Genomic DNA, 18054 nt, shown 5'->3' with positions numbered 1-18054 from the left:
ATGAAGGAATGATACCGGCTTAAAGAGAGGGAAGTCACGGCTGCAAGCTTCCCAGCTAAGGACCATTCGCTTTACCGCCTTTGAACCTCAGCTGTGAACCCCTTTATAAGGAACAGTAATAGCTGACGGGAACTCCCGTTACAGAGTTTAGAGCCGCAGGTGCCGGTGTATTGGCTTGCGGAAAAAAGGGTGGAACCACGATTCCGTTTATTCAACCTCGTCCCTTTCATAGGGGGCGGGGTTTTTATATGCAAAAAAAGGAGTGACAATGATGTCAGATATGGTAAAAATCACATTTCCTGATGGAGCAGTCAAGGAGTTTGCGAAAGGAACAACAACAGAAGATATCGCGGCATCCATCAGTCCGGGATTAAAAAAGAAATCATTAGCCGGAAAACTGAACGGAAAAGAAATCGATTTGAAAACGCCGATCAACGAAGACGGCACTGTGGAAATCATTACTGAAGGATCAGAAGAGGGTCTTGAGATTATGCGCCACAGTACGGCTCACTTGCTGGCACAAGCGATTAAACGCATTTACAAAGACGTGAAATTCGGTGTCGGTCCTGTTATCGAAAACGGTTTTTACTATGATGTAGAAATGGAAGAAGCGATTACGCCGGAGGATCTGCCGAAAATCGAGAAAGAAATGAAAAAAATCGTCAATGCGAACCTTCCGATCGTTCGAAAAGAAGTCAGCCGTGAAGAAGCGAAAGCCCGCTTTGCGGAAATCGGCGATGACCTGAAGCTTGAACTGCTGGATGCGATTCCTGAGGGAGAAACCGTATCGATTTACGAGCAGGGCGAATTCTTTGACCTGTGCCGCGGCGTACACGTTCCATCAACAGGAAAAATTAAAGAGTTTAAGCTGTTAAGCCTTGCAGGTGCATATTGGCGCGGTGACAGCAATAATCAAATGCTTCAGCGTGTATACGGAACAGCTTTCTTCAAAAAAGCTGATCTTGACGAGCATCTTCGCATGCTTGAAGAAGCAAAAGAGCGTGACCACAGAAAACTTGGCAAAGAATTAAAGCTGTTTGCGAATTCTCAAAAAGTCGGACAAGGTCTGCCGCTTTGGCTGCCAAAAGGCGCGACAATCCGCCGCACAATCGAACGCTACATCGTCGATAAAGAAATCAGCCTCGGCTATGAACACGTCTATACACCAGTGCTTGGAAGCAAAGAGCTGTATGAAACATCAGGACACTGGGATCATTATCAAGAAGGCATGTTCCCTCCGATGGAAATGGATAATGAAACACTTGTGCTCCGTCCGATGAACTGCCCGCACCATATGATGATTTATAAAAACGATATTCACAGCTACCGTGAGCTTCCGATTCGTATCGCTGAACTCGGCACAATGCACCGCTACGAAATGTCAGGTGCGCTGTCAGGTCTTCAGCGGGTGCGCGGCATGACACTGAATGATGCCCACATCTTTGTCCGCCCGGATCAGATTAAGGATGAGTTTATCCGGACAGTTCGTTTGATTCAGGACGTATATGAAGATTTCGGCTTGCACGATTACACATTCCGTCTGTCTTATCGTGATCCGGAAGACACAGAGAAATACTTTGATGACGATGAAATGTGGAACAAAGCGCAATCTATGCTGAAAGCGGCAATGGACGAAATTGGCCATGACTATTACGAAGCAGAAGGCGAAGCTGCATTCTACGGCCCTAAACTTGATGTTCAGGTGAAAACAGCGATCGGCAAGGAAGAAACATTGTCTACTGTTCAGCTGGACTTCTTGCTGCCTGAACGCTTCGATCTGACATATATCGGTGAAGACGGCAAGCAGCATCGTCCGGTTGTTATTCACAGAGGTGTGGTATCAACAATGGAACGCTTTGTTGCATTCCTAATCGAAGAGCATAAAGGCGCACTTCCAACATGGCTTGCACCGGTTCAGTTCCAAGTCATCCCGGTTTCTCCGGCTGTGCATTTGGATTATGCGAAGCAAGTACAAGAGCGCCTCCAGCGTGAAGGCCTGCGTGTAGAAGTCGACAGCCGTGATGAAAAAATCGGCTACAAAATCCGCGAAGCGCAAATGCAAAAAATTCCGTACATGCTTGTGGTCGGTGACCAAGAAGCAGAAAACGGTGCGGTAAACGTCCGTAAATACGGAGAGCAGAAGTCTGAAACCATTTCACTTGATGATTTTGTGAAAAAGGCTGTAGCTGAAGCGAAGAAATAATACAAAAAAGCATGATCTCATGAAAGAGATCATGCTTTTTTATTTATGTTCTAAAATAGGAAACAAATCATGAAGGCTGCTGATGATGTGATCCGGCGTCACTTCTGTTTCATTTTTCTTATCCGCCCGGTTGATCCATACGGTTTTGATACCGGCTCTGGAAGCGCCTAAAATGTCTGTATTCAGGTTATCGCCGACCATGATGGCATCCTCTTTCTGGATCTTCATCAGCTGCAGGCAATGCTCGAAAATAGAAGCATCAGGTTTCCCTTTGCCAAAAGCGCCTGAGATGACAATTTCATTGAAATAAGGGGCGAGCTCAGGCACGCCGGCGAGCTTCTCCTTTTGCAGACTCGGATCGCCGTTAGTCAAAAGCAGCAACTCATACTTTCCTTTTAATTGATCAAGCACATCAAATGTTTCATCGTAAACAAACGGGCGTTTTCGGCGTTCCGCTGCAAAAAACTCTCCCAAATATTCACCATATGCCGGATCGTCGACACCAAGCGCTTTCAGGCCGTTTGTCCATGCGTTTCGTCTGTACTCCGGCACAATCTTATTCAGCTTCTGAAATCCTTCACTGATCGGCTCGGAGAAATTCGACCACAGCCCTTCAAATGGGTTAATGCCGATCATCACCGTATAAGGGTATGTCTCGTAAGACATGTACAATTCTCTCGCCGCTTCCCGAACAGCTGCTTCGAATTCCTCAGGGTCAAGACCATATTTTTTCTCGGCCTGTAAACATGTTTCTGCAAATGTTGTTCTGACGCTTTTCTCATCCCAAAGTAGTGTATCGTCTAAATCAAAAAATACGGCTTTCATGATCTTCTCCTCTGCTTCAGATTCAATTCTTTCTGCCAAAAGGCTCATGTTTATTCTACAATAGATAAAAGCCTTGTGAAATATGTTTTCAGACGATTTTAAAAAAACAGTCAGCCATGAAACGATTTGCCGAAAAAATGATAAAATGAAATGGGAAAGAACAGGTGACACAGATGATTCAATTAATGATCATGATGCTGGAAAGAGTAGGGATTATTGTTATATTGGGATTTATTCTGGCCCACACTAAACTTTTCAGACAGGCACTTCAAAATCCGGAGGGCTACAAAGGAAAAGCCGTATTGATTTCTATTTTTTCTCTTTTCAGCATCATCAGCAATTATACCGGCATCGAAATTCAAAAACATATGATTGTGAATAATGATTGGGTGTTTACAATAGATCCGTCGGGCTCTATTGCAAATACCCGTATTTTGGGCGTTGAAATAGGCGGGCTTTTGGGCGGGCCGTTTGTTGGAGCGGGAATCGGTTTATTAGCAGGCCTTCATCGTTTTTCGCTCGGCGGCAGCACGGCTTTAAGCTGTGCGGTCTCATCCGTTTTAGCAGGGTTTCTTGCGGGATGGATCGGCAGGTATTTTACGAAGCGCTATCGAATGCCGACACCGCGTATCGCAGCCCTCGTCGGGATCGGTATGGAGACCTTGCAAATGGTCATTATTTTGCTGATGGCAAAGCCGTTCAATGACGCTTGGGAGCTTGTCAGCATGATCGGGATTCCGATGATCCTCATTAACGGAACAGGCAGCTTTATTTTCCTGTCGATTATTCAAGCCATTATTCGCAAGGAAGAACAGGCAAGGGCGCTTGAAACGCACAGGGTGCTGACCATTGCCGATCAGACGCTTCCTTTTTTCCGTCAAGGGTTAAATGAAAGTTCTTGTAAAAGTGTAGCGGCCATCATCCATAAGATGACCGGAACGGATGCGGTATCTCTGACGGACAATGAGAAAATACTTGCGCATGTCGGCGCGGGAATGGACCATCATATCCCATCTAAAAGCCTGATCACAGGCCTGTCTAAAAAGGTAATTAAATCAGGGCGTATCATGAAGGCTACTTCACAGGAAGAGATTGAATGCACCCATTCGGAATGCCCTTTGCATGCGGCGATTGTACTGCCTTTGACATCAAACGGCAACACAATCGGAACGTTAAAAATGTATTTTAAAAGCCCGGCAGGCCTCAGTCAGGTAGAGGAGGAGCTTGCCGAGGGGCTGGCTATGCTGTTTTCGACACAGCTTGAGCTCGGTGAAGCCGAGCTGCAAAGCAAGCTTCTGAAGGATGCGGAAATCAAAGCGCTTCAAGCGCAGGTTAACCCGCATTTTTTATTTAATGCCATCAATACGATTTCTGCTTTATGCCGGACAGATGTTGAAAAAACCCGTAAGCTTTTGCTGCAGCTTAGCGTGTACTTTCGTTCTAATCTCCAGGGAGCAAGACAGCTGCTGATCCCGCTTTCAAAGGAGCTGAACCATCTTCAAGCCTATCTGTCATTAGAACAGGCGCGTTTTCCCGGGAAATATAAGATTGAGCTTGATATTGACAGCAGGCTGGAACAAATTGAGATTCCTCCGTTTGTCTTGCAGGTGCTTGTTGAAAACGCATTACGGCACGCATTTCCAAAAAAACAAGACATGTGCAAGGTAACGGTTTGTGTCTTATCTGACGAGTCATCCGTCTATATGAAGGTCACGGACAATGGGCGCGGAATTCCGCCGGACGTCTTGCCGGAATTGGGGAATAAACCGCTGCCTTCTAAGGAAGGAACAGGGACTGCGCTTTATAATCTGAATCAGCGGCTGATCGGTTTATTCGGCCAGCAGGCTGCATTACATATCAAGAGTGAGGTACATAAAGGGACAGAGGTTTCCTTTCAAGTACCTATGCAACAAATGAAAGAGGGAGAAGAACATGCTCAGGGTGTTAATAGTTGATGATGAGATTCTGGCAAGAGATGAACTGGCTTATTTACTCAAAAGGACAAGTGAGGAATTGGAAATCAATGAAGCGGAAAATATTGAATCAGCGTTTGACCAAATGATGGATCAAAAGCCTGATTTGCTGTTTTTAGACGTTGACTTATCCGGAGAGAATGGTTTTGATATCGCAAAACGATTGAAGAATATGAAGAACCCCCCGGCTATTGTGTTTGCGACGGCCTATGACCAGTATGCACTTAAAGCTTTTGAAGTGGACGCTCTTGATTACTTAACCAAACCTTTCGATGAAGAAAGGGTTAGGCAAACAATGAAAAAGTATAAAAAGGTAAAGCGGGAGATTGATGAACCAGAACAGATCAGCCATGCCAGCCAGCATAAATTAGCCTTATCTGTCGGTGAATCGATTGTGATTGTGGATACGAAGGATATAATCTTTGCGGGAACCGGAGACGGCCATGTCCATGTAAAAACCTTTGATGCATCTTATTCAGTCAATGATACGCTCGTTGTCATTGAAAAAAAGCTGCCGGAAACTGATTTTCTCCGCGTCCATCGAAGCTTTGTCGTTAATACTGAGTACATCAAAGAGATACAGCCATGGTTTAATTCCACCTATAATCTGATCATGAAAGACGGATCGAAAATACCGGTCAGCCGGACATATGCCAAGGAATTAAAAAAGCTGCTCCATATTTGACAGGGCGGCTTTTTGTATTTCATCCTTTTTATGCTGCAACTCATCTTTAATATTCGGCAAGTTATCATGTAAGCGCTTAATAGAGAGGGATTCTTATTTATAATGAGGATACAAAAGAGAAAGAGGTGAAGAAAATGAGTGCTAAAAAAGTGTACGGATTTTTAACACAAGCATTTATTTTTGCCGTCATTATGCTGGTTTCCAATATGATTGCCGCTTTTGTCCCAATTCCTATACCGGCGTCGGTTGTAGGTTTGGTCTTATTATTTCTCCTATTATGTTTGAAAGTGATTAAACTGGAACAAGTAGAAACGCTCGGAGCGTCTTTAACCTCATTGATCGGATTTTTATTTGTTCCATCAGGTATATCTGTTATGAATTCTCTTGGTGTGATGCAGCAATACGGCCTGCAAATCGTCCTTGTCATTCTTCTCGCAACGATTATTTTATTGGGGGCAACAGGATTGTTTTCTCAGCTTATTCTTACACTGAGCGGAAAACGCAAGACTGCTGATGACATAAAAGCAAAAACAGTACAGCCCCCGCAGAAGAAAAACGAACTTGTTCATCATTAAGAGAAACAGGAGGTTCATGATATGGAAAGCACAATGAGTCCTTATTTCGGAATTGTCGTATCACTGGCCGCTTTCGGCATCGGCACCTTTTTATTTAAAAAAACAAAAGGGTTCTTCCTTTTCACTCCATTGTTTGTTGCGATGGTGCTAGGGATTGCATTTTTGAAAATCGGCGGTTTCTCTTACGCTGACTATAATAACGGGGGAGAAATCATTAAGTTTTTCTTGGAACCCGCGACGATTGCCTTTGCCATTCCATTGTACAAACAAAGAGATAAACTGAAAAAATACTGGTGGCAAATTATGTTCTCCATTATCGTAGGCTCTATCTGCTCTGTCACGATTGTCTATTTGCTTGCAAAAGGGATTCACCTTGATGCGTCAGTGATGAAAAGTATGCTTCCGCAGGCGGCAACAACGGCGATTGCGCTTCCTTTATCAAAAGATATTGGTGGCATCAGCGATATCACAGCTTTTGCTGTTATCTTTAACGCCGTCATTGTGTATGCGCTCGGCGCTTTGTTCTTAAAAGTGTTTAAAGTGAATAATCCCATTTCGAAAGGGTTGGCTCTCGGAACGTCCGGACACGCACTCGGTGTAGCTGTCGGGATCGAGATGGGTGAAGTCGAAGCCGCGATGGCAAGTATTGCTGTTGTCGTTGTCGGGGTCGTAACGGTTCTGGTCATTCCTGTGTTCGTGCAGCTGATCGGAGGTTAAGCCAAGGTTGAATCCTTGGTTTTTTCTATTTTATGGTGCGTCCTCCGGATCGATATATCCTTGTTTAATGGCCCATTCCGCTTGATCGTCATGCCAGCCGATTCGAAACATACTATAAAAGAAAGCAGTCAATTGAGTGCAGATACGCTTTATCAAATACTAATATGACATGCACGATACCCGATTCGCTCAGACAAACCAGTGCCAGCCTGCTGGTGACGGTCGGGAAAAGAAAGAAAAGTGATGAATGCATCGGCAGCTGAAATCGCAAAGATGAATGAAAGTTCGAGAACGCTATGTTTCCAGGGATCTGCCATGGAGCGCCGCTGGCTCAGCCGATGCTGTTTAACAAAATCCTGCATGATGGGCTGGAGGGTTCAGAACCTTGCATTCTGGATAAGAATAAAAGATTTTCTTTTTCTCTCTTGCACTCATAAATAACCCATGTTACAATGAGAAAGTTGTTCCGGGTAAGTCATCCTTGACTAAACATCCGGCATTGTGTAGAATAGTTATTGAATTGAATATAAATCACAAGCAGAAGCACCCGCTTCTCACCTGATTGACACATTCATGTAGTTGGCAGGTTGACCGTACATTTTTATTGATACAGATGTTCGTAGTGTGGGTGTTTTATAATGCCCGCACTTTTTGTTTGCCTGCAGAATGCAGTCAAAAGAGTTGTGAATCAATTCGAAGAAACTATGGAGGTGGCTCATTATTAGCAAAGATCAATTGGTTAATGAGGGTATCCGTGCACGTGAGGTCCGCTTAATCGGACAAAATGGCGACCAGCTTGGAATCAAGTCCCGTCAGGAAGCACTTGAAATAGCCGGCCGCGCAAATCTTGACCTTGTGTTAGTTGCAGCAAATGCAAAACCGCCTGTCTGCCGTATCATGGACTACGGAAAGTTCAGATTCGAGCAGCAGAAAAAGGACAAAGAAGCACGCAAAAATCAAAAAATCATTAACTTAAAAGAAGTTAGATTAAGCCCGACAATCGATGAGCACGACTTTAACACGAAGTTGCGCAATGCGATTAAATTCCTTGAAAAAGGCGATAAAGTGAAAGCTTCTATCCGCTTTAAAGGACGCGCAATCACTCATAAAGAAATCGGCCAGCGTGTACTAGACCGTTTTTCTGAAGCATGTGCTGAGGTTGCGACAGTCGAAACAAAACCAAAAATGGACGGCCGCAGCATGTTCTTAATGCTCGCGCCGAAAAACGAAAAGCAATAAGGAGGAAATCCCATGCCAAAAATGAAAACTCACCGCGGATCTGCTAAACGTTTTAAAAAGACAGGTTCTGGGAAGTTAAAACGTTCTCATGCATACACAAGTCACTTATTCGCCAACAAATCTCAAAAGCAAAAGCGTAAGCTTCGCAAGAGTGCTGTTGTAAGCGCAGGAGACTTCAAACGTATCAAACAAATGCTTGCTAACATCAAGTAATCGGACAAGGAACAATTAGGAGGGAAATTTAATGCCAAGAGTAAAAGGCGGAACTGTTACACGTAAGCGTCGTAAAAAGGTTCTTAAATTAGCAAAAGGTTATTTCGGTTCAAAACATACATTATACAAAGTAGCTAACCAGCAGGTCATGAAATCTGGAAACTATGCTTTCCGTGACCGTCGTCAGAAAAAACGTGATTTCCGTAAGCTTTGGATCACTCGTATCAACGCAGCTGCTCGTATGAACGGTCTTTCTTACAGCCGTTTAATGCACGGTCTTAAGCTTTCTGGTATCGAAGTAAACCGTAAAATGCTTGCTGATCTTGCTGTAAACGATCTTACTGCATTCAATCAGCTTGCTGATGCTGCTAAAGCTCAATTAAACAAATAATGATATAGAGCCGCTCTTAGAGAGCGGCTTTTTTATATAAAGGATGAGGCAACATGATAATTGCTGTATATCTAGTTCTGATCAATCTGTGCGGTTTTTGGGTGATGGGCGCAGATAAACGAAGAGCGCAGCACCACAAATGGAGAATTTCTGAAAACCGGCTGTGGCTGATCGCCATCGTGTTTGGGGCACTTGGTGTCTGGCTCGGCATGCAGACCTTCAGACATAAAACGAAGCACGCATCCTTTCAATACGGTGTGCCGTTTCTTTTGTTGATTGAAGCGGTGTTGATCGGCATCTATTACAGTCCGTTTGATTTATAAAAAAGCAGAAAAGCGTTTACCGCTCTTCTGCTTTTTTTGCAAGTTTAATGGGCAGATCCCAGTCAATTTTACAATCCGGATATCGCTCCAGTACTTTTTCTTCAATATTCTCAAAATCTTTTGCGGAAAAGTTTTTTAGCTTTTCAGGAGACTCCGTCCATACAAAGATGGTGTGGATGAACAGCGGATGATCCTTGGAAGGAATATGCTTTTCTCCTTCAAAAAGCACGCCTTTATACGTCAATTGAAAGTTCTTTCGGGTATTGTTCTGTTCATCGATAATATAAAAAAGTTCTTTTGATTGGGCCAGCTTCAGTCTTCTCTTTGGATTTGCGACATATTTGACCAAGGCATAAATACAGTAAGCAAATAAAGCAAGCAATAAAATCCGGAGAACCATGATAAACATTGTGTGAAGGCACCTCCCTCATTGTGATGATCTGATGTAATACGTAGAGCATAGAAAAAGGTTTCACTTTTTCTAAAAGAAGTTTGTTAAAAAAGATATACCCGCTTTTTAAGTGAAATAGTCGTATGGTTGCCGTCAGGTTTTGTATAATAATAATGCAGGACAGATGAAGGAGGTTTTTGGAATCATGGCAAAATTGGATGAAACGTTAACCATGCTGAAGGAATTAACTGATGCAAAAGGCATTCCGGGAAATGAAAGAGAAGTCAGGCAAGTGATGAAATCATACATAGAACCATTTGCTGATGAAGTGACAACTGACCGGCTTGGCAGTTTAATTGCGAAAAAAACAGGTGCGGAAAACGGTCCGAAAATTATGATTGCCGGGCATTTGGACGAAGTCGGCTTTATGGTGACACAAATCACCGATAAAGGCTTTATCCGTTTTCAAACTGTCGGCGGCTGGTGGTCTCAAGTCATGCTGGCTCAGCGTGTCACCATTGTGACGAAAAAGGGAGAGGTCACAGGTGTTATCGGATCTAAGCCACCGCACATTTTATCTGCTGAAGCGAGAAAAAAACCGGTCGATATCAAAGAGATGTTCGTTGATATCGGGGCTTCAAGCCGTGAGGAAGCATTGGAATGGGGCGTACTTCCAGGCGATATGATCGTTCCGCATTTTGAATTTACGGTCATGAACAATGAAAAATTTCTTTTAGCAAAGGCGTGGGACAACCGTATCGGCTGTGCGATCGCCATTGATGTTTTGAGGAATTTAAAAGACACAGATCATCCAAACGTTGTGTATGGCGTTGGAACTGTCCAAGAAGAAGTTGGCCTAAGAGGAGCGAAGACCTCTGCGCACACGATACAGCCTGATATTGCTTTTGGTGTTGATGTAGGGATAGCCGGAGATACACCAGGCATTTCTGAGAAGGAAGCGCAAAGCAAAATGGGAGAAGGGCCGCAGATTATTCTGTACGATGCATCTATGGTCTCCCATAAAGGACTACGTGACTTAGTTGTCAATACAGCAGAAGAAGCAGGCATTCCATATCAATTTGATGCGATCGCCGGCGGAGGAACTGATTCCGGGTCTATTCATTTGACGGCAAACGGTGTTCCGGCGCTGTCCATTACCATTGCAACACGATACATTCATACGCATGCCGCCATGCTGCATCGTGACGATTATGAAAACGCGGTAAAATTAATCACCGAAGTCATTAAGAAGTTAGACCGGCAAACGGTTGACGATATTACGTACCAATAAAGATACGGAAGAATCCGCCTTGTGAGGCGGATTCTATTTTTTTGTCTGTACAAATTTTGGCGGAGTGACTACAATAAAGGAGATACCGAAAAATTCCTGAATCTGATCACGTACGAGATGCAGCTCATTTGTAAGGAAAGGAGGATTCAATTTAACGTTTTGTAAGCGCTTTCTAAAATAAGGGAGGTTTGAAAAAATTGAAAAAGAAAAAAGCATGGAAACGGTTCTTTCACTTTTCGAGTGCTGCTCTGACAGCGGGTTTGTTATTGACTTCCGCTTCTCCGGCATCCGCTGCATTTTGGGGAGCGTCTAATGAACTGCTTCATGATCCAACGATGATCAAAGAGGGAAGCTCGTGGTACGCGTTTGGAACAGGCCTTACGGAAGAAAGGGGGCTGCGGGTTCTCAAATCGTCGGATGCTAAAAATTGGACCGTGCAAAAATCGATTTTCAGCACACCTTTATCATGGTGGTCCACTTATGTGCCGAATTACGGCCAAAACCAGTGGGCACCGGACATTCAATATTATAACGGAAAGTACTGGCTGTATTATTCAGTTTCTTCTTTCGGAAAAAATGTCTCTGCCATAGGCCTTGCTTCTTCAACAAGTATCAGCTCGGGAAGCTGGAAAGACGAAGGCCTGGTAATCCGGTCGACAAGCTCCAATAATTATAACGCCATCGACCCGGAACTCACCTTTGACAAGGATGGCAACCCGTGGCTTGCGTTCGGCTCATTTTGGAGCGGAATCAAGCTGACCAAGCTGGATAAGAACACGATGAAGCCTACCGGATCGCTTTATTCCATTGCGTCGAGACCGAGTAATAGCGGAGCGCTGGAGGCTCCTACCCTCACGTACCAAAATGGTTACTACTATTTAATGGTTTCATTTGATAAATGCTGTGACGGGGTAAATAGTACGTACAAAATTGCTTATGGGAGATCTAAAAGCATAACAGGGCCTTATCTTGATAAAAGCGGAAAAAGCATGCTGGAAGGAGGGGGCACCATCTTAGATTCAGGCAATGATCAATGGAAAGGGCCTGGAGGTCAGGATATTGTAAATGGAAACATACTTGTGCGCCATGCCTATGACGCGAAAGATAACGGCATTCCCAAGCTACTAATCAATGATTTGAATTGGAGTTCGGGCTGGCCGTCCTATTAAACTGATAAGCCGGGTGAACACCTGGCTTTTTTAAAAAGAAAAGATTGACAGTATCCTACTGAATTACTATAATGAAGTTGTTCGTACAAATTAATAATAATTCACTAGTTTTTGTTTATTAGTACGTATCTATCAATCTAGAATTGAAAGCGTTTTATTTTATAAGAAAGGGGCAGTTAACATGCTACAGACAAGAGATTATGAATTCTGGTTTGTAACAGGAAGCCAACACCTATACGGAGAAGAAACGCTGCAGCTGGTAGACCAGCATGCAAAAAGCATTTGTGAGGGGCTTAGCGGCATTTCTTCCAGATATAAAATTAAGCATAAACCTGTTGTAACTTCCTCGGAAACCATCAGACAGCTGTTAAGAGAAGCGGAGTACAGTGAAACATGCGCCGGAATCATTACATGGATGCACACATTTTCTCCCGCAAAAATGTGGATAGAAGGCCTTTCCTCTTATCAAAAACCGCTTATGCATCTGCATACTCAATATAATCGCGATATTCCATGGGGTACGATTGACATGGATTTTATGAACAGCAACCAATCCGCACATGGCGACCGCGAGTACGGGTACATCAATTCTCGTATGGGGCTGAGCCGTAAAGTTGTCGCGGGCTATTGGGATGATGAAGAGGTAAAGAAAGAAATTTCTCAGTGGATGAATACGGCGGCTGCGTTAAATGAAAGCAGACATATCAAGGTTGCCAGATTCGGAGATAACATGCGCCATGTTGCAGTAACGGACGGAGACAAGGTGGGAGCGCATATCCAGTTCGGCTGGCAGGTTGACGGCTATGGCATCGGGGATCTTGTCGAAGTGATGAATGGAATTTCTGACGATGAGGTCGAAACACTCTATGCAGAGTATGACAAGCTTTATGTCATCAGCGAGGAAACGAAACGAGACGTAGCAAAGATAGCGTCCATTAAAGAACAGGCGAAAATTGAACTTGGTCTAACCGCTTTTCTTGAACAAGGCGGATACACGGCTTTTACGACTTCATTTGAAGTGCTGCACGGAATGAAACAGCTGCCTGGGCTGGCCGTTCAGAGGCTGATGGAAAAAGGCTACGGGTTCGCCGGAGAAGGTGATTGGAAGACGGCTGCTCTCGTCCGGATGATGAAAATCATGGCTGAAGGTAAAAGAACGTCCTTCATGGAAGACTATACGTACCATTTTGAACCTGGAAATGAAATGATTCTTGGCTCACACATGCTTGAGGTGTGCCCGACAGTTGCTTTGGATCAGCCGAAAATTGAAGTACATCCGCTGTCTATCGGAGGCAAGGATGACCCGGCGCGGTTTGTATTCAATGGCATCAGCGGATCAGCCATTCAAGCGAGTCTGGTTGATATCGGAGGGCGTTTCCGTCTTGTGCTCAATGAGGTAAACGGACAGGAAATTGAGAAAGATATGCCGAATCTGCCTGTCGCCCGCGTTCTCTGGAAGCCTGAGCCTTCATTAAAAACAGCGGCGGAGGCATGGATTTTAGCCGGCGGCGCACACCATACCTGCTTGTCTTACGAATTGACAGCGGAGCAATTGATGGATTGGGCGGAAATGGCGGGGGTTGAAAGTATCTTGATTTCTCGCGATACATCGATTCACAAGCTGAAACATGAATTGAAATGGAACGAGGCGCTTTACAGGCTTCAAAAGTAGAGAGGAGGATGTCACTTGGCTTACACAATAGGTGTTGATTTCGGAACATTATCAGGAAGAGCGGTGCTCGTTCACGTCAAAACTGGAGAAGAGCTGGCGGCGGCTGTCAAAGAATATCCACACGCCGTCATTGATACCGTCCTTCCCAAAACGGGTCAAAAGCTGCCGCGGGACTGGGCGCTTCAGCATCCGGCAGATTATCTGGAAGTCTTGGAAACAACGATACCGTCATTACTTGAACAGACTGGTGTTGATCCAAAAGAGATCATCGGGATCGGAATTGATTTTACGGCATGTACGATCTTGCCTGTCGACAGTGAAGGGCAGCCATTATGTATGCTGCCGGAATTTGAAGAGGAGCCGCACAGCTATGTGAAGCTTTGGAAGCATCACGCCGCCCAAAAGCATGCTGATCGGCTCAATCAAATCGCCGAAGAAGAAGGGGAAGCTTTTTTACAGCGCTACGGAGGAAAGATTTCATCAGAATGGATGATTCCGAAGGTGATGCAGATTGCCGAAGAAGCGCCGCACATTTATGAAGCAGCTGATCGGATGATCGAAGCAGCTGACTGGATCGTGTATCAGCTTTGTGGCTCGCTGAAGCGAAGCAACTGCACAGCCGGTTATAAAGCGATTTGGAGTGAAAAAGCGGGATATCCTTCAGAGAATTTCTTTGAAAAACTTCACCCTGCAATGAAAACGATTACAAAAGACAAGTTAGCGGGATCGATTCACTCAGTAGGGGAAAAAGCAGGCGGGCTGACGGAAAAAATGGCACAGCTGACCGGTCTCCTTCCGGGAACAGCGGTTGCTGTTGCGAATGTTGACGCTCATGTTTCTGTTCCGGCTGTCGGTATCACAGAACCAGGAAAAATGCTGATGATTATGGGAACCTCAACATGCCACGTTCTCTTAGGAGACGAGGTAAACATTGTGCCCGGCATGTGCGGGGTTGTGGACAACGGCATTCTTCCGGGATTTGCGGGGTATGAAGCCGGACAGTCCTGTGTGGGCGATCATTTTGAATGGTTCGTGAAAACGTGTGTCCCGCAAGCCTATAAAGACGAAGCGGAGAAAAAAAACGTCAGCATTCACGAGCTGCTGAGCGAGAAGGCAAACATGCAAGCGCCGGGGGAGAGCGGCCTCCTTGCCCTGGATTGGTGGAATGGAAACCGTTCAACCCTTGTTGATGCTGATCTAACGGGGATGCTGCTTGGCATGACGCTGCTGACGAAACCCGAAGAGCTTTACCGTGCGTTAGTTGAAGCAACAGCATACGGCACAAGGATGATTATTGAAACATTTAGAGAAAGCGGAGTGCCAATTGAAGAGCTTTACGCAGCTGGCGGTATTGCTGAGAAAAACCCGTTTGTCATGCAGATTTATGCGGATGTCACAAACATGGATATTAAAATCTCAGGTTCACCGCAAGCCCCTGCTTTAGGATCTGCCATTTTCGGCGCGCTTGCGGCCGGTAAAGAAAACGGCGGCTATGATGACGTCACAGAGGCAGCGGCGCACATGGGGAAACTGAAAGATATATCCTATACGCCAAATGCTGAGCATGCCGCCGTATATGAAAAGCTATACGCTGAATATAAAGAGCTGGTTCAATATTTCGGAAGAAAGAATCATGTCATGAAGCGTCTGAAAACGATAAAAAATCTTCAATTTTCATCTGCCGCACAAAAGAATTCATAAAGGGTGATGAGCATGCTTGAAACGTTAAAAAAAGAGGTGCTGGCTGCCAACCTGAAGCTTCAAGAGCATCAGCTGGTGACCTTTACGTGGGGAAATGTGAGCGGTATTGACCGTGAAAAAGAGTTAATCGTCATTAAACCGAGCGGAGTCGAATACAGCGAGCTGACAGCCGATGACTTGGTTGTTTTGAATTTGGAAGGTGAGGTCGTAGAAGGCTCGCTCAAACCTTCTTCTGATACACCCACTCATGTTTATTTGTATAACGCGTTTCCAAATATCGGCGGGATTGTCCATACCCATTCTCAATGGGCGACAAGCTGGGCGCAAGCCGGAAGGGACATACCCCCTTTAGGCACGACACATGCCGATTATTTCGACAGTGCGATTCCGTGTACACGTGAAATGTACGATGAAGAAATCATTCATGACTACGAACTGAATACAGGCAAAGTGATCGCGGAGACCTTTCAGCATCATAAATACGAGCAGGTGCCGGGCGTGCTCGTTAATAACCACGGCCCGTTCTGCTGGGGCACAGATGCCTTAAACGCCATTCATAACGCGGTGGTGTTAGAAACGGTTGCGGAAATGGCGTATCACTCTATGATGCTGAACAAGAATGTCAACCCGATCAATACTGTTCTCCACGAAAAGCACTTTTATCGAAAACACGGAGCAAATGCGTATTATGGCCAGTCATAATCCCGCAGTATCACCGGCCGGTTTTCTGATTGACTTGGACGGTACCGTATTCAGAGGAAACGAACTGATCGATGGAGCAAGAGAAGCCATCAGTACACTTCGAAATATGGGAAAGAAAATCGTCTTTTTGAGCAACCGGGGAAATATCTCCCGTGCCATGTGCAGAAAAAAACTGCTTGGTGCCGGAATAGATGCAGATGTAAACGAAATTGTCCTGTCATCAAGTGTGACAGCAGCCTTTTTAAAAAGGAACTATCGTTTTTCAAAGGTATGGGTGCTTGGAGAACAGGGCTTGATTGACGAACTGAGGCTGGCAGGCGTCCAGACAGCAGATGAACCGAAGGAGGCGGATTGGCTTGTCATCTCGCTTCATGAAACACTCACCTACGAAGACTTGAATCAAGCCTTTAAAGCGGCCGCCGCAGGCGCTCGTATAATTGCCACGAACAAAGACCGCTATTTTCCTAATGAGGACGGCAATGCCATCGACGTCGCCGGAATGATTGGGGCGATAGAAGCTTCTGCTCAGGCGAAGACGGAGCTTGTCATCGGAAAGCCATCGTGGCTGATGGCGGAGGCTGCCTGTACAGCGCTGGGGCTTTCTGCACATGAATGTATGATTATAGGGGACAGCATTGAATCTGATATCGCAATGGGAAAGCTGTATGGCATGAAGAGCGCTTTAGTGCTGACTGGTTCAGCGAAACCGGGTGAACAGCGTTTGTATACGCCGGATTATGTACTGGAGTCGATTAAGGATGTAACCAAACTGGCTGAGGAGGGGATTCTGCTATGAATCATATCGCAGCTGACGTTCAGCGTGCTTTTGAACACGCGGGGGAGATGACATTTCCTGTAGAAGTAGAAGAAATTGTTCTAGAAAAACAAGCAGCCGATCGGTTGTTGGATTATGTAAAAAGAAAGAATGATCAGCGTATCGTCCTTGTCTGTGATCGGAATACGCACCGCATAGCGGGGATCGAGTTAGAAGACCGCTTGATAAAGGAAGGGCTTCAGGCGGAGTGTCTGGTCATTCCGGAAAATGAAGCAGGAGATGTGGCGGCAGATGAACGGTCACTCATTCATGTGCTGGTCCATACGAAAAAATCAACAGATATCATGATCGCAGTCGGTTCGGGGACTATCCATGATATCGTGCGTTTTGCCGCCTTCCAGAGGGGGCTGCCGTTTATTTCTTATCCGACCGCCCCATCCGTTGACGGATTTACATCAGCCGGTGCGCCCATTATTTTATACGGTACGAAAACCACCATCCAAACAAAGGCCCCGTCCGCGCTGTTCGCTGATCTTGACATCTTAAAAGCGGCGCCGCAGCCTATGGTGGCGGCTGGATTTGGGGATATGCTAGGCAAAATGACGTCTCTGGCTGATTGGAACATTTCTCATCAGCTCGCTGGTGAGCCATATTCACCAACAGGCGCAAAGCTCGTACAAGAAGCACTTGATGCCTGTATCGAACACGCTGAAGACATTGCGATGAAAACGGAAACCGGCATCCGGGTCCTGATGGAGTCCTTGATTGTATCAGGACTTGTCATGCTGGCTTTGGACCATTCCCGTCCTGCATCAGGAGGGGAGCATCATATTTCCCATTGGATTGAGATGGAATTAATGGAGAAAAGACGGCCTCAGATTCTCCATGGGGCAAAAGTGGGCTGTGCGGCCGTTTTATTGACTGACACGTACAGAAAGCTCATCCAGGCTGAAGGGCTGAACGAGTTTTCTCCGCGTCAGCGGGAAGTCATTCAATCGGCTTATGAAACGCTGCCGGAAGGAAAAAAGCTGGCCGGCTGGCTGAAATCTGCCGGAGGTCCTGCGTATTTTGACGAAATTGGTGTCGGGCAGGATTCCGTCAAAAATGCCTTCAGGCACGCACACACCTTAAGAGACCGCTGCACCGGATTAAGACTCATCAATGAAAACAAAACGCTTGTCAATCATGGTCTTTATGAATAGCCCGCAC

General features: G+C 45.4%; 18 protein-coding genes and 1 other annotated feature. Of the genes, 16 read left to right on the top strand and 2 right to left on the bottom strand.

Going from position 1 to position 18054, the window contains the following annotated elements; all coding sequences use genetic code 11:
• Nucleotides 1-271: 271 nt before the first annotated feature.
• Nucleotides 272-2203, top strand: coding sequence for a threonine--tRNA ligase (thrS, locus tag WA325_RS06380; protein WP_010335257.1), 1932 nt, complete (start codon nt 272-274; stop codon nt 2201-2203).
• Nucleotides 2204-2242: 39 nt separating this feature from the next.
• Here the strand turns inward: thrS and WA325_RS06375 are convergent, their stop codons facing one another.
• Nucleotides 2243-3028: an HAD family hydrolase gene (locus WA325_RS06375; RefSeq protein ID WP_105953430.1), complete on the bottom strand. Its 786-nt coding sequence runs from the start codon at nt 3026-3028 to the stop codon at nt 2243-2245.
• A 173-nt stretch (nt 3029-3201) separates the two neighbouring features.
• On the opposite strand from WA325_RS06375, the gene lytS reads away from it, so the two are divergent.
• From lytS to WA325_RS06335, 8 genes are all read left to right on the top strand, one after another.
• The gene (gene lytS, locus WA325_RS06370) at nt 3202-4983 is read left to right on the top strand and encodes a two-component system sensor histidine kinase LytS (protein ID WP_105953431.1); all 1782 of its coding nucleotides are present in this window, start codon (nt 3202-3204) and stop codon (nt 4981-4983) included.
• Nucleotides 4961-5686, top strand: coding sequence for a LytR/AlgR family response regulator transcription factor (locus WA325_RS06365; RefSeq protein ID WP_336183336.1), 726 nt, complete (start codon nt 4961-4963; stop codon nt 5684-5686). The genes lytS and WA325_RS06365 overlap by 23 nt, the downstream gene beginning before the upstream one ends.
• Nucleotides 5687-5820: 134 nt before the next feature.
• The gene (gene lrgA / locus WA325_RS06360) at nt 5821-6261 is read left to right on the top strand and encodes an antiholin-like murein hydrolase modulator LrgA (protein ID WP_059293441.1); all 441 of its coding nucleotides are present in this window, start codon (nt 5821-5823) and stop codon (nt 6259-6261) included.
• Nucleotides 6262-6282: 21 nt separating this feature from the next.
• Nucleotides 6283-6978 (top strand): antiholin-like protein LrgB, encoded by a 696-nt coding sequence (lrgB, locus tag WA325_RS06355; RefSeq protein ID WP_336183335.1) that lies wholly within the window; start codon nt 6283-6285, stop codon nt 6976-6978.
• Between the two features lie 529 nt (nt 6979-7507).
• Nucleotides 7508-7638 (top strand) — a sequence feature (ribosomal protein L20 leader region).
• A 57-nt stretch (nt 7639-7695) separates the two neighbouring features.
• Nucleotides 7696-8217, top strand: a complete 522-nt coding sequence (infC, locus tag WA325_RS06350; protein WP_071543361.1) for a translation initiation factor IF-3 — start codon at nt 7696-7698, stop codon at nt 8215-8217.
• Between the two features lie 12 nt (nt 8218-8229).
• Nucleotides 8230-8430, top strand: coding sequence for a 50S ribosomal protein L35 (gene rpmI, locus WA325_RS06345; RefSeq protein ID WP_003222418.1), 201 nt, complete (start codon nt 8230-8232; stop codon nt 8428-8430).
• A 31-nt stretch (nt 8431-8461) separates the two neighbouring features.
• On the top strand, nt 8462-8821 hold the full coding sequence (gene rplT / locus WA325_RS06340) for a 50S ribosomal protein L20 (RefSeq protein WP_003222420.1): 360 nt from the start codon (nt 8462-8464) through the stop codon (nt 8819-8821).
• A 53-nt stretch (nt 8822-8874) separates the two neighbouring features.
• Entirely contained in the window at nt 8875-9144 is a 270-nt protein-coding gene (locus WA325_RS06335; RefSeq protein ID WP_336183334.1) for a DUF1294 domain-containing protein, read from the top strand.
• Between the two features lie 16 nt (nt 9145-9160).
• Here WA325_RS06335 and ysdB read toward each other — a convergent pair whose 3' ends face one another.
• A complete protein-coding gene (ysdB, locus tag WA325_RS06330) occupies nt 9161-9553 on the bottom strand; it encodes a sigma W pathway protein YsdB (protein WP_024122432.1) in 393 nt (130 codons plus the stop codon).
• A 187-nt stretch (nt 9554-9740) separates the two neighbouring features.
• Between ysdB and WA325_RS06325 the strand changes: the two genes are divergently transcribed.
• From WA325_RS06325 to egsA, 7 genes are all read left to right on the top strand, one after another.
• On the top strand, nt 9741-10826 hold the full coding sequence (locus tag WA325_RS06325) for a M42 family metallopeptidase (RefSeq protein ID WP_024122431.1): 1086 nt from the start codon (nt 9741-9743) through the stop codon (nt 10824-10826).
• Nucleotides 10827-11023: 197 nt separating this feature from the next.
• Nucleotides 11024-11995: an arabinan endo-1,5-alpha-L-arabinosidase AbnA gene (abnA, locus tag WA325_RS06320; RefSeq protein WP_105953437.1), complete on the top strand. Its 972-nt coding sequence runs from the start codon at nt 11024-11026 to the stop codon at nt 11993-11995.
• Between the two features lie 181 nt (nt 11996-12176).
• Nucleotides 12177-13667, top strand: coding sequence for an L-arabinose isomerase (gene araA, locus WA325_RS06315; protein ID WP_101860148.1), 1491 nt, complete (start codon nt 12177-12179; stop codon nt 13665-13667).
• 15 nt (nt 13668-13682) lie between these two features.
• Nucleotides 13683-15368, top strand: coding sequence for a ribulokinase (gene araB / locus WA325_RS06310; RefSeq protein WP_105953438.1), 1686 nt, complete (start codon nt 13683-13685; stop codon nt 15366-15368).
• A gap of 12 nt (nt 15369-15380) precedes the next feature.
• Nucleotides 15381-16070: an L-ribulose-5-phosphate 4-epimerase gene (araD, locus tag WA325_RS06305; protein WP_024122427.1), complete on the top strand. Its 690-nt coding sequence runs from the start codon at nt 15381-15383 to the stop codon at nt 16068-16070.
• A complete protein-coding gene (locus WA325_RS06300; protein WP_105953439.1) occupies nt 16048-16866 on the top strand; it encodes an HAD-IIA family hydrolase in 819 nt (272 codons plus the stop codon). The genes araD and WA325_RS06300 overlap by 23 nt, the downstream gene beginning before the upstream one ends.
• Nucleotides 16863-18047: a sn-glycerol-1-phosphate dehydrogenase gene (gene egsA / locus WA325_RS06295; protein ID WP_105953440.1), complete on the top strand. Its 1185-nt coding sequence runs from the start codon at nt 16863-16865 to the stop codon at nt 18045-18047. The genes WA325_RS06300 and egsA overlap by 4 nt, the downstream gene beginning before the upstream one ends.
• Nucleotides 18048-18054 lie beyond the last annotated feature (7 nt).

The sequence above is a fragment of the Bacillus sp. 205(2023) genome, from assembly GCF_037027485.1.
Classification (GTDB): Bacteria; Bacillota; Bacilli; order Bacillales; family Bacillaceae; genus Bacillus; species Bacillus halotolerans.
This window is presented reverse-complemented; position numbering and strand designations above follow the sequence as displayed.

Coding starts and splice junctions, on each gene's coding strand:
- thrS (WP_010335257.1), top strand. CDS start 272: ATGTCAGATATGGTAAAAATCACATTTCCTGATGGAGCAGTCAAGGAG.
- WA325_RS06375 (WP_105953430.1), bottom strand. CDS start 3,028: ATGAAAGCCGTATTTTTTGATTTAGACGATACACTACTTTGGGATGAG.
- lytS (WP_105953431.1), top strand. CDS start 3,202: ATGATTCAATTAATGATCATGATGCTGGAAAGAGTAGGGATTATTGTT.
- WA325_RS06365 (WP_336183336.1), top strand. CDS start 4,961: ATGCTCAGGGTGTTAATAGTTGATGATGAGATTCTGGCAAGAGATGAA.
- lrgA (WP_059293441.1), top strand. CDS start 5,821: ATGAGTGCTAAAAAAGTGTACGGATTTTTAACACAAGCATTTATTTTT.
- lrgB (WP_336183335.1), top strand. CDS start 6,283: ATGGAAAGCACAATGAGTCCTTATTTCGGAATTGTCGTATCACTGGCC.
- rpmI (WP_003222418.1), top strand. CDS start 8,230: ATGCCAAAAATGAAAACTCACCGCGGATCTGCTAAACGTTTTAAAAAG.
- rplT (WP_003222420.1), top strand. CDS start 8,462: ATGCCAAGAGTAAAAGGCGGAACTGTTACACGTAAGCGTCGTAAAAAG.
- WA325_RS06335 (WP_336183334.1), top strand. CDS start 8,875: ATGATAATTGCTGTATATCTAGTTCTGATCAATCTGTGCGGTTTTTGG.
- ysdB (WP_024122432.1), bottom strand. CDS start 9,553: ATGTTTATCATGGTTCTCCGGATTTTATTGCTTGCTTTATTTGCTTAC.
- WA325_RS06325 (WP_024122431.1), top strand. CDS start 9,741: ATGGCAAAATTGGATGAAACGTTAACCATGCTGAAGGAATTAACTGAT.
- araA (WP_101860148.1), top strand. CDS start 12,177: ATGCTACAGACAAGAGATTATGAATTCTGGTTTGTAACAGGAAGCCAA.
- araD (WP_024122427.1), top strand. CDS start 15,381: ATGCTTGAAACGTTAAAAAAAGAGGTGCTGGCTGCCAACCTGAAGCTT.
- WA325_RS06300 (WP_105953439.1), top strand. CDS start 16,048: ATGCGTATTATGGCCAGTCATAATCCCGCAGTATCACCGGCCGGTTTT.
- egsA (WP_105953440.1), top strand. CDS start 16,863: ATGAATCATATCGCAGCTGACGTTCAGCGTGCTTTTGAACACGCGGGG.